Origin of the sequence: Paenibacillus sp. N3/727, from assembly GCF_022637315.1 — a bacterium.
Taxonomy (GTDB): Bacteria; Bacillota; Bacilli; order Paenibacillales; family Paenibacillaceae; genus Paenibacillus_AQ; species Paenibacillus_AQ uliginis.
This window is the reverse complement of record NZ_CP093336.1, coordinates 3,723,097-3,736,707: the sequence shown is the minus strand read 5'-3', so window position 1 is coordinate 3,736,707 and position 13,611 is coordinate 3,723,097. Positions and strand designations below refer to the sequence as shown.

The following is a 13,611-nucleotide window of genomic DNA, read 5'->3' as shown; positions in this document are numbered from 1 at the left end:
CGATTAAGGTGATTTTGACAAGCGCCTAGTTAAGGTTGTTTGTGTTGCCTACGTTTGTGCACTCCCTGTTATGAACTTTCATCATTATTGCAATGCATACAAGGAATCTGCAAAAGTGTATTTACTTATGCTGTTCTCTTGTTGTTATAAGCTGTAGATGGACATTTGTTCATCTATGGCTTTTTTGCGTCTCCAATAGTCTCTTCACATAGGAAGGAGAAGTTCGAAGAATGAAAAGGAATCATTTGGAAATCATGAATTGTTTTTACGAGAAGTTAGAATTTGTCCCTTGTTGTAATGTTGCGTTATACGATACTTCGTAGCGACTTTCCGACTGAAACATCGGAATGCCCAGGCCTTTCATCTAGACTGGTCATGATTTACTGACTTCTGACATAAGGTCTTGGGTGGTATTGATCTATACACACTTGTATGCATATGGGGGTGGGCACAGTGCCCAAAAAAGAGAAAACATCAATGTCATGGCTGCTACGGTATTTGAGCCCGGTCAAAGGGCGGCTGATGATTTTGCTCATCTTGCTGTTAACCTCGACAGGCTTGCAGCTTCTGAATCCACAGATTGTCAAACGCTTTATTGATACGGCAGCAGGTGGCGGAATATTAGCCAGTCTGATTCAGCTTGCGGGGTTATTCCTTGTTGTTGCTGTATTAAACCAGTTGATTACGGTAGCTGTCAGTTATCTTGGTAACGATATTTCGTGGCGGGCAACGAACCGGCTTCGCGGGGATCTCTTGAAGCACTGCTTGCGGCTGGATATGAGGTTTCACAACGTAAAAACGCCAGGTGAGATGATTGAACGGATTGATGGTGATGTGACGAGCATTTCAAACTTTTTCGCGATGTTTATCGTGCAGGTCATCGGAAGCTTTGTGCTGTTGGCCGGGATTTTAGGGTTTATGTTTACCGTGAATTTGCCGATCGCTATCGTGATGACAGTCTTTACGCTAGTGTCGATTATGTTCATGGTGTTCATCCGTAATCTGGGCGTCAATTCATCGAAAAACGAACGTGAAGCCAGTGCTTCCCTGTTCGGATTAATTGAAGAACGCATTGCAGGGATTGAGGATGTGCAGGCCAACGGTAATGTGCCTTATGTGATGAATCGGTTTCATCGGATGATGCGCGCCGTGTTTTTGAAAGGAAGAAAAGCTTGGATGCTCCGTGTCATTCCGTGGAACACCACCGTCATCCTGTTTGCTCTTGCGGTTACCGCTGTACTATTACTAGGGGTTCGTTACTATTTGATCGGTGAGATTAGCCTGGGAACACTGTTCCTCATTTATCAATATACACAGATGTTGAACGACCCGATTGAGAGGCTGGGCGATCAGGTGCAAGAGTTTCAAAAAGCGAAATCCGGCATGCTTCGTTCCAGAGAATTGCTCTCGAATAGCAGCGAGATCATGGACGGGGAGCAGGATCATCTTTATGAGGGACCGCTGGGTCTGGAATTTGAAGGAGTCAACTTCAGTTACAACGAAGATAAGCCAGTGTTAAAAGACATTAACTTTACAGTTAAGCCAGGGGAGCGTCTTGGCATTATCGGTCGTACCGGCAGTGGGAAGTCGAGTCTCAGCCGTGTCTTGCTTCGTCTGTACAATATCGACAATGGGGTGATCCGCGTCGGTGGTACAGATATTACGAAACTAAAGCTTCCAGCGCTTTATCGTCGGGTCGGCATGGTTACGCAGGATGTGCAGCTGTTCGATGGCTCACTGCGTGATAATCTGACTTTGTTTAATAACAGTGTATCCGATGAATTTATTCTGGAAACAACGGAGCGGCTGGAACTGCGTCAGTGGATCGATGCGCAGCCAGAAGGATTGGATACCCATCTGACGACAGGCGGGTCCTCCCTGTCTGCAGGGGAAGCGCAACTGTTTGCATTGACCAGGGTATTTTTGACACAGCCGAGTTTGGTCATTCTGGATGAGCCTTCTTCACGACTTGATGCTGCAACGGAAACGATGCTGCAGGTGGCAGTGGATCAGCTGATGAGTCAATGTACAGGGATCATTATTGCCCATCGCCTGGCAACGTTGGAGCGGGTGGATAAAATTATGGTGTTGGGTGATGGCCGAATATTGGAATTCGGAGCACGGAAAGCACTGGCGCAAGATCCAGATTCGCATTATGCCAGGCTGCTGATTACAGGCAGAGAGGAGGAACTGGCATGACGATCACTGGTTTTATAGGGCGCCTATTTCGATTTAAGCCTTCATTGTTTTTAATTAACGGCTTGTTATGGTGTATATTTCACTCCTTGCCGTTGTTGATTGGGATTGGTATGCAGTGGTTCTTTGATCGTGCCACGTCCAATTCTACCGATTATGTGTGGCTGGCTGTACCGCTGATCTTCATTGCCGTTGTGAGGGTCGCAAGAGTGGGGACATTTTTTGCAGCATTCTACCAATGGGTAACGTATATCTATCACATTCAGGCCATTTTGCGTACGAATATGCTGGCAGGCATTATGCGCTGGCCAGGACGGAATCTGCCAGCATCACCTGGGGAGGCGATGAGTCGTTTCCGTGATGACGTGGATGAGGTTGTCGAGTATGTGGAATCCTGGGTAGATTTCTGGGGGAAGCTTGTATTTACGGTGGTTTCAGTTGTCATTATGGCGAGCATTAATTGGAAAATTATGTTGGTCGCTGTTTTGCCGTTTGTGGTTGTGACGCTGCTTAACAATTTATCTGGTAACCGAGCTCGTCGATATGGACAGAAGAACCGTGAAGCTACCGGACGAATTACTAGCTTTATTGCAGAAACCTTTGGGGCGGTTCAAGCCCTGAAGCTGGGGCAGGCTGAGGATCATGTTCATGAGCGTTTTACGAAGCTGAACGAAGATCGCCGTCAGGCAGCGCTAAAGGATAATCTATTCAAACAGTGGATGAGATCACTTAATCAACATGTACTCAGCATCTGTACGGGTTTGGTCCTTCTGATGTGTGCTGCTGAGATGCAGGCTGGGCATTTTACCGTTGGGGATTTTGCTTTGTTTACGACTTATATGGCAAACATCGGCTACAGTATTTCCTTGTTCGGTTACATGATATTTCAGCACAAGCGGTTGAGGGTATCCTTTGACCGGATACGGACACTGTTCCGCCCGGGCGAGGAAGACCGAATCATTGAGGCACGGGAGACTTATCTTAACGAGGATCCTCCTGAACTGCCTAAGATCAACAGAGATCCGAAGGAGAAGCTGAGAGAAGTTGAAGTAAGCAACTTGTCGTATCATTATCCAAATTCTGAGAACGGAATATCGGATATCAATTTCCGTCTGGAACGCGGAAAATTCCTAGTTATCACTGGACGTATCGGGGCCGGTAAATCTACACTTGTTCGGACACTATTTGGCCTGCTTTCCAAACAAGAGGGTAAAATTCGCTGGAATAGGGAGGAGGTTGTTCCTGCTACCTTTCTAATGCCGCCTAGAGCTGCATACACGCCTCAGGTTCCTCGTTTGTTCAGCGATACTTTGCGAGAGAATATTGTGCAAGGGAAGAAAGAGCGTGGTGAAGAATCCTTGGAACGTGCTATTCGTCTGGCTGTCATGGAAAAGGACATTCAGAACTTGGAACAAGGGCTGGAAACATTCGTAGGTCCAAGGGGCGTCATGCTGTCAGGTGGACAGATCCAACGTGCAGCGACTGCACGTATGCTGATGACGGGTGCTGATCTGTTCATCTTTGACGATCTATCTAGTGCGCTGGATGTGGAGACGGAGCAACAGGTTTGGGATGGACTGTTCAAGGAGCGTGATGTTACTTGTATTGCGGTATCTCACCGGAGGGCTGCTCTTGCGAAGGCAGATCATATTATCGTCATGAAGGATGGCCGGATCGAAGCGGAAGGCAGCTTGTCTGAATTGCTTGCGTCTTGTGAAGAGATGCGGCTGCTGTGGCAAGGAGAGCAATCCTCTGTTGAGGAATATGCAAATTGTACCGACTAACATGCTGTCTCTATATTTTTATCCGAAAGATTATTAAACTCGGGAACAAGAAAAGAAATGAAACAGGGCTGGCTAAGGTGATTATCCTTGGCCGGCCTGTTTGGTTTTGTAGTGTGAAAACAAGAAAATATAGGCTTAAGGAACCGCGTAAACTGCGGTTTTTTTGTTTTCTTCATTACAAAAACTACTATCTACGATTTTTATTTGTTAATACTTTAATAAGTTTTTCGTATTAACTATTGTAAGACTCATAAGAACAAATTGCGCAATTTGTTTATGACGCAATGAAGGGAGGGTTGCAGTTGGAGATCGCCCAAGTGACGCTTCTAGGTGGGGAATATGGAAATTACCCAGTACGATATAGAACAACCCGATTCGGGAGTAAACCGTTCAGATGTCGGGGAGAATGGGGATGGATCACAGCGAAAGAAAAAGGTATATTTTGCAAACGGAATCGTGATTTGGGAATATGAAGGATTCACCTACGAATTATATCAGATGGCAGAAAAGAATTTTAATGTGGATGCCATCAGTAAAATAATTGATTCATTGTCAACGCAAAACAAATAATCCACGGAAGGCCGCCGGTAGATTGGCAGCCTTTGCTTAACTTGTTTAACAGAAACTCATTCTTAACATAGATATGTATACTAAAATGATTCCACGCATAGCGTGGATTTTTTTATAGAATGTTATAATCTGGTAAATAAGAATTTGTTCAAGAGAGCTCAGAGAGCGAACGCTGTGGAAGCACTTATATTCAGGTTACCGTATCTAAGTACCATAGCAGGCTATACCGAAGATAACTTCTAGCTGGTGCTTGAAGGCTTTGTCATAACGGGGAAGAAAGTTTAGGAGTAAACGCACACCGTGTAAGTGATAGGAGATGATATGATGGATAAAGTGGAGGCGCTTTTCTTGCTTAAATGTCACGCATTCGTTCATGAAGATCTGGAGCATGAGAAGATGCAACATGGATTTTTGGGAATGCTCAGACCTTTTCGCGGGGAGCTGGACGAACGTAATTTTCATGAGCTGATGCAGATTATCGAGGTGCTGGCGGAGGAATTTGAGAAGCCACAAGTGAGCCGAGTGATTTTTTCATGTTTTTGGAGCATTTGTCAGCTTGCCCGTTCCTGGGCCATTTACCCTGACGGTATGCTGCAAAGAAATAGGCTGATCTCCAAAGAGCAAGTCGGGCAGATGGAAGAGTGGTTGGACATGATTTCGTATGCCGTCATGGTACTGTTGGAGGGCGAAGGTCAGCTGGATGAAGCGCTGTGGGAATACCGGGAATATTTGCAAAAAAATATTGGAGATGAATCTTCGAACTAAGCTCACAGTTGAAACTCTCCGAGAAATGGGCCGCCACAGACTGTGCCGTATCGGTAAGAATTGTTATGTTGGTAGATCCATAAGGCGCAATTTTCTGATCAAAGTGATATTGAGACTGCTTGAGTCTGATTTCTAATAAAAATCTTATGCAAAGGATGTAAACAAATGCGATATGTCCAAATAACAAGAGACAATTTAGATCAGGTACATATCTGCTGCGCCTTGGGCGCGAAGCAATATGAACAGGCCGTTCGAGAAAAGAAACATTGGCTAAGGGAGCGTATGGAAGACGGATTGACTTTTTATAGACTGGACGATCGAGCCAAAGTTTTTATCGAGTATTTGCCAGCGGAAAAAGCCTGGGTACCTATTGAAGCGCCAAATTATATGTATATCAATTGTTTATGGGTTTCAGGCCGACACAAAGATAGCGGGCATGGAAGACAGTTACTAAACAAATGCAAAGAAGATGCGATGGCTCTTGGAATGGACGGAATCGTCCATCTTGTAAGCAAAAAGAAACTTCCTTATCTGAGCGACAAACGCTATTTTGAGCATATGGGCTTTACAATCGTAGATCAAGCAGACCCATATTTCGAACTGGCTGTCCTCAAGTGGAATGATCAGGCCGTCATGCCAACCTTTGGATGCTCGGTCAAAGACGCATTCTCTGTTAATAACGGGATCACCGTATATTATACGGCTCAATGCCCCTTTGCCGTGGGGATTATAGAGGACCTAGAGAAAGTTGCCTCTGAACAGGGAATGGACTTTGCCAGCCATCGATTGAACACGAGGGAAGAAGCGAGGAAGGCTCCTAGCGTATGGACAACCTTCTGCATGTTATACAATGGTAAGTTTATTACTCATGAAATTATGAGCCCAAACAAATTTGAAAAATTACTTCTTAGCTTAAGTAAAGAATCTTCTTAGATAGCACAACCATTAAAGAAGAAACCTTGATTGGTTAGCTATTCAATTAATGCTTGCAAGCTGCGCGTGAGATCATGTGGCTTTTTTGCAAGTAAACGCAAGCTTTACTTAGACCTGAAATTTTTGGCGAATTGTATGTAGGGTAAATTAAGTCCAAGCACTAGTCACCAAACAAGCAATTAGTTTTTCTATGGTTTTTTAAGGCTGACCAGTTCATAAATTGAGATGAATTAATGCAACTTATCCTGAGGCTGATGGGGATTTAGTAGAAAGCGTTTTGGCTTCTTATTGAACTTTTTACTTCATCATGCTTATAATAGATCGATAATATTAGAAAAAGGTGTATAGATGAGCATATTAAACGTTGAAGGATTAAGTCATGGTTTTGGAGATCGCGCTATCTTTAAAGATGTTTCGTTCAGACTTTTAAAAGGTGAGCACATCGGATTAATCGGCGCAAACGGCGAAGGCAAATCTACTTTTATGAACATCATTACGAGCAAGCTTCAGCCGGATGAAGGCAAGGTTGAATGGTCTAAGCGTGTACGCGTGGGTTATCTTGATCAGCATGCTGTTTTGACCAAAGGGATGACGATTCAAGATGTACTTCGGGGTGCGTTTCAATACTTGTTCGACCTAGAGCAAGAAATGAATGAAATGTACAACAAAATGGGGGAAGTGTCCCCGGAAGAGCTAGAAAAACTGCTGGAAGAAGTCGGAACAATTCAAGATACGCTCACCAGCCAAGATTTTTACATGATTGATGCCAAGGTGCAGGAGACAGCCCGCGGTTTGGGTATAACTGACATTGGACTTGACCGTGACGTTAACGACCTTAGCGGCGGTCAGCGGACAAAAATATTGCTGGCCAAGCTGTTGCTGGAAAAACCTGATATTTTGCTTCTTGATGAGCCAACCAACTATTTGGATGAACAGCATATTGAATGGCTTAAACGTTACCTTCAAGAATATGAAAATGCTTTTATACTGATCTCGCACGATATACCGTTCCTGAACAGCGTAATCAATTTGATTTACCATATGGAAAATCAAAAACTGAGTCGGTATGTAGGTGACTACGATCAGTTCCAGCAGGTTTACGAAATGAAGAAACAACAGCTTGAATCGGCTTATAACCGGCAGCAGCAAGAAATCTCGGAGTTGAAGGATTTTGTTGCCCGTAACAAAGCCAGCGTGGCTACCCGAAATATGGCGATGTCCAGACAAAAGAAACTCGACAAGATGGAAGTGATTGAGCTTTCCAAGGAAAAGCCGAAGCCGCAGTTTAACTTCAAGGAAGGTAAAACAGCCGGCAAGGATATCTTTGAAACGAAAGATCTGGTCATCGGCTACGACAGCCCACTATCCAGACCTCTTGATCTGCGGATGGAGCGTGGACAGAAGGTTGCGCTTGTTGGTGCGAACGGGATCGGTAAAACGACACTGCTGCGCAGCATTTTAGGTGAAATTCCGGCACTATCCGGCTCTGTAGAGCTTGGTTATAACTTGGAGATCGGCTACTTCGAGCAGGAAATGAAAGAAGGCAACTACAACACATGCATCGAGGAAATATGGGAAAGCTTCCCTTCATTAAGCCAGTTTGAGGTACGCGCGGCGCTGGCCAAATGCGGACTAACAACCAAACATATTGAGAGCAAAATTGCTGTATTGAGCGGCGGGGAAAAGGCCAAAGTCCGTTTGTGCAAACTCATTAACAGCGAAACAAATCTGCTCGTGCTCGACGAACCGACAAACCATTTGGATGTGGATGCGAAAGATGAGCTGAAACGGGCCTTAAAAGCGTATAAAGGCAGCATTCTGATGATTTCCCACGAACCTGAGTTTTACAGCGATATTGCAACAGATATCTGGAATTGTGAATCTTGGACAACAAAAGTATTTTAAGCGATCAGTCGCTTTTAAAATCTTTGACGATATGCGTTTAAGTCACTGTCCATTGTCTGAGATTACGAATACGAAAATAAACCCAAAAAGCCGCAGCTATGCGGCTTTTTCTTTGCGCGTTTAAACGGACTTAAGAGACTCACATTTAGTCATTCAATTTATCCAGGTTCTATCACCAGATTCTGCTACCATAAAATATGATATAATCCATCGGGGAACAAGAAGGGATAAATTGGGGTTTTATGCATATTGTTGGAGATGCATTAATGGAGGAGGCATCCTTATGGGTATTTCAATTTCATCATTACTTATTATTCTGGTTATCGTTCGATTCTTGATAAAACTATGGTTCGTTAAAGGGGAAAAAATCAAAATTTCAGAGACGAGCGGAAAAAGGTTCTACTCTTGGGGAGCATGGATCCTTATTTTGATCTCTCTCGTTGTTCTCTTTAACCTCGACTTCTCAAATATGAATATTATGAGATGGTTTTGGCTGTTCACTCTCATTATTGCATTTAGCTTTAATGCATTCGCAGAATGGAAGTACATCAGGGAATCGAAAGAACATATCATTTCACTTGTTTCACTAATGATCGGGATGGCCTACATTCTTTTGTTCATGTTTTGAATGTTTTGAAACTTATTTTTATGTTTTAAATACTACCCTCGGCGCAAGTATGATCCATTCGTACTTGCGCCGAGGGCAGTATTTTTTTATCCGAAGATTATTCAAAATATTGGTCTATAACCCACAGAAGTGGGTATTAATTGTTAGGTGGTTGACTTCCTGTATATACAAGTATATGATTTGTCTATAAACAACCTGTATATACAAGATGACAAGGAAGGTGGATTTTCATGCTAACTAAGGGAAACCAGCCTCGAGATTGGTGGAGAGCATCTACGGTTTATCAGGTATACCCGAAAAGCTTTAACGATACAACTGGCCGTGGTACAGGCGATATTCGCGGGCTTACTGAGAAGCTTGATTATATAAAAGGATTGGGTATCGACATCGTATGGCTTCAGCCGGTGTATGTTTCTCCACAAAATGATAACGGTTACGATGTTGCGGATTATTACAACATTGATCCTGCCTACGGAACGATGGAAGATTTTGATGAGCTCGTTCAGGAACTAAAGAACAGAAGTATGCATCTTATGATCGATATTGTGGTCAATCATTCCTCTACCGAACATCGTTGGTTCAAGGAAGCAAAGTCTTCTCGTGATAATCCATATCGGGATTATTACATCTGGAAAGATCCTGCAGAGGATGGGGGGCCGCCTAACAATTGGCAGTCCAAATTCGGAGGCCCAGCTTGGCAGTTTGACGAAGGAACAGAGCAGTATTATTTGACTCTTTATGATAAGACACAAGCGGATCTGAACTGGGAAAATGAAAAGGTTAGACAAGCGGTTGTTGATTTGCTAACGTTTTGGGCTGAAAAGGGTGTAAGCGGGTTCCGGATGGATGTCATAAACCTTATTTCCAAAGATCCCTCATTCCCAAATGATGACGGCTCTGTACCACCAGGGGATGGGCGTAAATTTTACACCGATGGACCTCGTGTGCATGAGTATGTTAAAGAACTGAATGAAAAAGTGTTCAGACCGTTTAATTTAGTAACTGTTGGTGAAATGTCTTCAACTACACTAGAACATTGCATTCGCTACTCTAATCCGGAGGAAAATGAGTTTTCCATGACATTCAACTTCCATCATCTAAAGGTGGATTACCCCAACGGACAAAAGTGGGAAGTTAAGCCTTATGATTTCGAGGAACTGAAAAAAGTGCTTTCCGATTGGCAGATCGGCATACAGCAGGGTGGTGGCTGGAATGCGCTGTTCTGGAACAATCATGATCAACCGCGCTCGCTTACCCGGTTTACGAACGAGGACCAATACCGGAACGAAAGCGCCAAACTGCTCGCAACCACGCTTCATGGATTGCAAGGTACGCCTTATGTCTATCAAGGAGAAGAAATCGGTATGCCGGATCCCAAATGGAATGATATTTCCGAGTTCCGTGATATTGAATCACGAAATATGTACGAAATTCTTCAGCTAAGGGGAAAAACACCTGAAGAAGCTGCTCATATTGTAAGTGTACGCTCCAGAGATAATTCGCGGTTGCCCATGCTATGGGATGATAGCGATCAGGGTGGATTTACTACCGGTACACCTTGGATCAAGATCGATGAACGTTATCCGTTAATCAATGCAAAGGCACAGGTAGAAGATTATAATTCGATTTATCACCACTATCGAAAGTTAATTGAGTTTCGTAAAAGTATCCCGGTATTTACAGATGGAAGATACGTTCGTCTTGATGTAGGACATCCCCAGGTTTATGCCTATGCCAGAATAAATTCAGAAGAAACACTTGTCGTTATTTCAAATTTCAGCAAGGAAGAGGTTCGGTTTGAACTTCCCAAGAAGTTCACTGAGAATCTCCCCGAAGATCGGTTAGCAGAGCTTCTCTTAGGTAATACAGCGGAAGAACCAGAACTCACTCCAATCGTTAAGCTTTCACCTTACGGGTCATATATGTGGCTGATTAAAACCATACAATAAAATCTCATAAAGTCAGGAGCGGGAGGCTATGGCGAAATTAGATCGTAAAAATGTGGAGCGGATCATTGAGGCAGTCGGAGGAAAAGACAACATTGAAGCCGCTACGCATTGTGTAACCAGATTAAGATTTGCCCTTGCGGATGAAAGCAAAGTAGATTCTAAAGCACTTGATGAAAATGATCTGGTGAAGGGACACTTCTCTTCACAGGGTCAATTTCAGGTCGTGATCGGACCGGGTCTGGTCGACCAAGTCTACAATGAGATGATTGAAATTATTGGGGGCGCCAGAGCAACCAAGGATGATGTGAAATCGCTTGCCAGCAAGAAACAAAATCCACTCCAGCGGGCCATAAAGACGCTTTCCGATATCTTTATCCCGATCTTGCCGGCCATCGTTATGGCGGGTCTCCTGCTTGGAATTAACAATATTCTTACGGGACCCGGCATTTTCTATGAAGGTCAATCATTAATTGAGGTGCATCCTGAGTGGGCAGATGTGGCTTCCATCATTAACCTGATTGCAAGTACGGCCTTTACTTTCCTGCCTGTCTTGATCGGTTGGTCAGCCGTGCGGCAATTCGGGGGGAATCCGCTGTTAGGGATTGTTTTAGGTCTGATTCTCGTGAATCCGGATCTGATGAGCGCTTATCAATATGCAGATGCCAAGCTGGAAGGCACGGTACCGGTATGGAATCTATTCGGATTTGAAGTCGAGAAGATTGGGTATCAGGGCCAAGTGTTACCTGTACTTGTCTCCGCTTACATTTTAGCGAAGGTCGAAAAGTTTTTAGACAAACGAGTACATGATTCTATTAAATTGTTAGTAGTAGCACCTGTTGCCTTGTTAGTTACTGGATTCCTTGCGTTTATTGTGGTAGGTCCGATCACATTCATGATTGGTAATGCGCTTACTTCGGGACTTGTCAGCATCTTCGATTCTTTTGCTGCACTCGGCGGTTTGATTTATGGTGGTTTGTACGCATTGCTTGTTATTACGGGGATGCACCACACCTTCCTTGCGGTGGATATTCAACTCATCGGAAGTGAAGGTGGAACTTTCCTGTGGCCGATGCTTGCCTTGTCTAATATTGCACAAGGTGCAGCAGCTCTAGCCATGATGTTCATTGTAAGAGAACAGAAAGCGAAAGGCCTTGCCGTAACCTCATCCATCTCCGCCTTTTTGGGCGTAACCGAGCCGGCGATTTTCGGTGTCAATATACGTTTCAAATGCCCCTTTATTTTCGGAATGATCGGTTCCGGGATCGCAGGCGTACTATTAGCCGTAAATAACGTTCTTGCTTCTTCCATCGGCGTAGGCGGCATTCCGGGATTCTTGTCGATCTTCCCGAACCAATGGGGTGTCTTCTTTCTGGGAATGGCTATTGTTCTTGTGATTCCTTTTACCGGTACGCTATTGTATGGCAGATACCAGTTGTCCAGGCAGTCTAACCGGTTGGAGAAAGAAAATACACCGGATTCGGCAGTAAGTGAACAGGCAATAACGACGGAAGAATCGAGTGGTCAGAATGATGTTTCACTAAAATCTGAAGCAAATCCAATTTCTACGAAGCTTACGGTTGATATCACGGCACCGCTGAATGGAGTAATTGTGCCTCTATCAGAAGTCCCTGACCCTGCTTTTTCGGAAAAACAGATGGGGAAAGGAATTGCCATTATTCCATCCGAAGGGAAGGTATATGCTCCATTTGATGGAACCGTTGCACACCTGATCAAGAGCAAACATGCACTCATTCTAACCGATGCTAACGGAATTCAGGTTTTGATTCATGTGGGAATTAACACGGTTTCCTTAAAAGGGGACGGCTTTACCGCTCATGTGGAGACAGGATCGATTATAACCGAAGGACAACTTTTGCTTGAATTTGATAAAGAACGTATTGAACAAGCAGGTTTGCCTGTCATTACCCCGATTCTTGTTCCGGATGGGCAGGATGGCATTCAGGAGATTAAAGAATATGCGGGGAGAGCTATTCAAGGCAAGACCCCGGTATTGCAGGTTTCACTCGATCCTAAATCTGGCGTTTCAGACATGGAGCAATGAAATCGCTGCAAAACATGGTATAATAGCTATGGTGATAAAGCGATGACAAACAATATTTTTTTGACACTTTACAAAGATTACGCCGAACGTATTGATGCGGGGATCCTCCAATCTGGAAGTAAACTTCCATCTGAGAATGAGCTTGCTGTGACATATCAAACCTCAAGAGAAACCGTACGCAAGGGATTGAACTTACTGGCACAGAATGGTTACATTAACAAAGTAAAAGGGAAGGGTTCCTTTGTACTAGATACAGGCCGATTGAAATTTCCAGTGTCGGGTCTGGTCAGTTATAAAGAGCTTTCCGAACGATTAGGCAAAAAGAGTCGAACTCTTGTTTATGTTACTGAATGTGTTCCGGCAGGAGACAAAATAGCTAAGGAGCTTCATATCCGAGCAGATCAGCCTGTATGGAAGGTTATACGTGCCAGAGAAATTGAAGGTGAACGCATCATTCTGGATATCGATTATTTGCTTGCTGAAATCGTTACGAATTTGACGAAGGAAATCACGGCAGATTCCATTTATCAATATCTGGAGCAGGAGCTTCATTTAAAGATCAGCTACGCGGAGAAGGTTATTTGCGTGGAACGGGCTACGGAGATGGACCATCAGTATATGGATCTCAGAGATGATACCCATGTGGTTGTCGTCCGGGGATATGTTCATCTGGAGAATACAACGCTCTTTCAATATACGGAGTCGAGACATCGGTTGGACAAGTTCCAGTTTGTAGATTTTGCAAGAAGAATATCCATGGTGCAGACTTCGTGAGCTTCAAAATGTATGACCGTTTTCTCAGGAAGACGGTCATTTTAT

General features: G+C 44.0%; 10 protein-coding genes. All 10 read left to right on the top strand.

Annotated elements, in window-relative coordinates:
- Nucleotides 1-477 precede the first annotated feature (477 nt).
- The 10 genes from MNQ98_RS17050 (at nucleotide 478) to treR (ending at nucleotide 13,566) form a co-directional block, all read left to right on the top strand.
- Nucleotides 478-2,199 carry an ABC transporter ATP-binding protein gene (locus tag MNQ98_RS17050; protein ID WP_241929328.1) on the top strand — a complete coding sequence of 574 codons (1,722 nt, stop codon included), beginning with the start codon at nucleotides 478-480 and terminating at the stop codon, nucleotides 2,197-2,199.
- Complete coding sequence (locus tag MNQ98_RS17045; protein ID WP_241929327.1) at nucleotides 2,196-3,980, top strand: ABC transporter ATP-binding protein; 1,785 nt, start codon at nucleotides 2,196-2,198, stop codon at nucleotides 3,978-3,980. Before MNQ98_RS17050 ends, MNQ98_RS17045 begins: the two co-directional genes overlap by 4 nt.
- Nucleotides 3,981-4,319: 339 nt before the next feature.
- Nucleotides 4,320-4,550: a hypothetical protein gene (locus tag MNQ98_RS17040; protein ID WP_241929326.1), complete on the top strand. Its 231-nt coding sequence runs from the start codon at nucleotides 4,320-4,322 to the stop codon at nucleotides 4,548-4,550.
- 324 nt (nucleotides 4,551-4,874) lie between these two features.
- Nucleotides 4,875-5,315: a hypothetical protein gene (locus MNQ98_RS17035; protein ID WP_241933952.1), complete on the top strand. Its 441-nt coding sequence runs from the start codon at nucleotides 4,875-4,877 to the stop codon at nucleotides 5,313-5,315.
- Nucleotides 5,316-5,480: 165 nt separating this feature from the next.
- Nucleotides 5,481-6,248: an N-acetyltransferase gene (locus tag MNQ98_RS17030; RefSeq protein ID WP_241929325.1), complete on the top strand. Its 768-nt coding sequence runs from the start codon at nucleotides 5,481-5,483 to the stop codon at nucleotides 6,246-6,248.
- A gap of 348 nt (nucleotides 6,249-6,596) precedes the next feature.
- Nucleotides 6,597-8,153, top strand: a complete 1,557-nt coding sequence (locus tag MNQ98_RS17025) for an ABC-F family ATP-binding cassette domain-containing protein (RefSeq protein ID WP_208919484.1) — start codon at nucleotides 6,597-6,599, stop codon at nucleotides 8,151-8,153.
- Between the two features lie 283 nt (nucleotides 8,154-8,436).
- A complete protein-coding gene (locus MNQ98_RS17020; RefSeq protein ID WP_241929324.1) occupies nucleotides 8,437-8,781 on the top strand; it encodes a DUF4181 domain-containing protein in 345 nt (114 codons plus the stop codon).
- Between the two features lie 230 nt (nucleotides 8,782-9,011).
- Nucleotides 9,012-10,730 carry an alpha,alpha-phosphotrehalase gene (treC, locus tag MNQ98_RS17015; RefSeq protein WP_241929323.1) on the top strand — a complete coding sequence of 573 codons (1,719 nt, stop codon included), beginning with the start codon at nucleotides 9,012-9,014 and terminating at the stop codon, nucleotides 10,728-10,730.
- Between the two features lie 28 nt (nucleotides 10,731-10,758).
- Complete coding sequence (gene treP / locus MNQ98_RS17010) at nucleotides 10,759-12,792, top strand: PTS system trehalose-specific EIIBC component (protein WP_241929322.1); 2,034 nt, start codon at nucleotides 10,759-10,761, stop codon at nucleotides 12,790-12,792.
- 42 nt (nucleotides 12,793-12,834) lie between these two features.
- The gene (gene treR, locus MNQ98_RS17005) at nucleotides 12,835-13,566 is read left to right on the top strand and encodes a trehalose operon repressor (protein WP_241929321.1); all 732 of its coding nucleotides are present in this window, start codon (nucleotides 12,835-12,837) and stop codon (nucleotides 13,564-13,566) included.
- The last annotated feature ends 45 nt before the right edge of the window (nucleotides 13,567-13,611 follow it).

Bases quoted from the DNA above. Each gene is read 5' to 3' on its own strand.
- MNQ98_RS17040 (WP_241929326.1), top strand. From the start codon at position 4,320: ATGGAAATTACCCAGTACGATATAGAACAACCCGATTCGGGAGTAAAC.
- MNQ98_RS17025 (WP_208919484.1), top strand. From the start codon at position 6,597: ATGAGCATATTAAACGTTGAAGGATTAAGTCATGGTTTTGGAGATCGC.
- MNQ98_RS17035 (WP_241933952.1), top strand. From the start codon at position 4,875: ATGGATAAAGTGGAGGCGCTTTTCTTGCTTAAATGTCACGCATTCGTT.
- MNQ98_RS17020 (WP_241929324.1), top strand. From the start codon at position 8,437: ATGGGTATTTCAATTTCATCATTACTTATTATTCTGGTTATCGTTCGA.
- MNQ98_RS17045 (WP_241929327.1), top strand. From the start codon at position 2,196: ATGACGATCACTGGTTTTATAGGGCGCCTATTTCGATTTAAGCCTTCA.
- MNQ98_RS17030 (WP_241929325.1), top strand. From the start codon at position 5,481: ATGCGATATGTCCAAATAACAAGAGACAATTTAGATCAGGTACATATC.
- treC (WP_241929323.1), top strand. From the start codon at position 9,012: ATGCTAACTAAGGGAAACCAGCCTCGAGATTGGTGGAGAGCATCTACG.
- MNQ98_RS17050 (WP_241929328.1), top strand. From the start codon at position 478: ATGTCATGGCTGCTACGGTATTTGAGCCCGGTCAAAGGGCGGCTGATG.
- treP (WP_241929322.1), top strand. From the start codon at position 10,759: ATGGCGAAATTAGATCGTAAAAATGTGGAGCGGATCATTGAGGCAGTC.
- treR (WP_241929321.1), top strand. From the start codon at position 12,835: ATGACAAACAATATTTTTTTGACACTTTACAAAGATTACGCCGAACGT.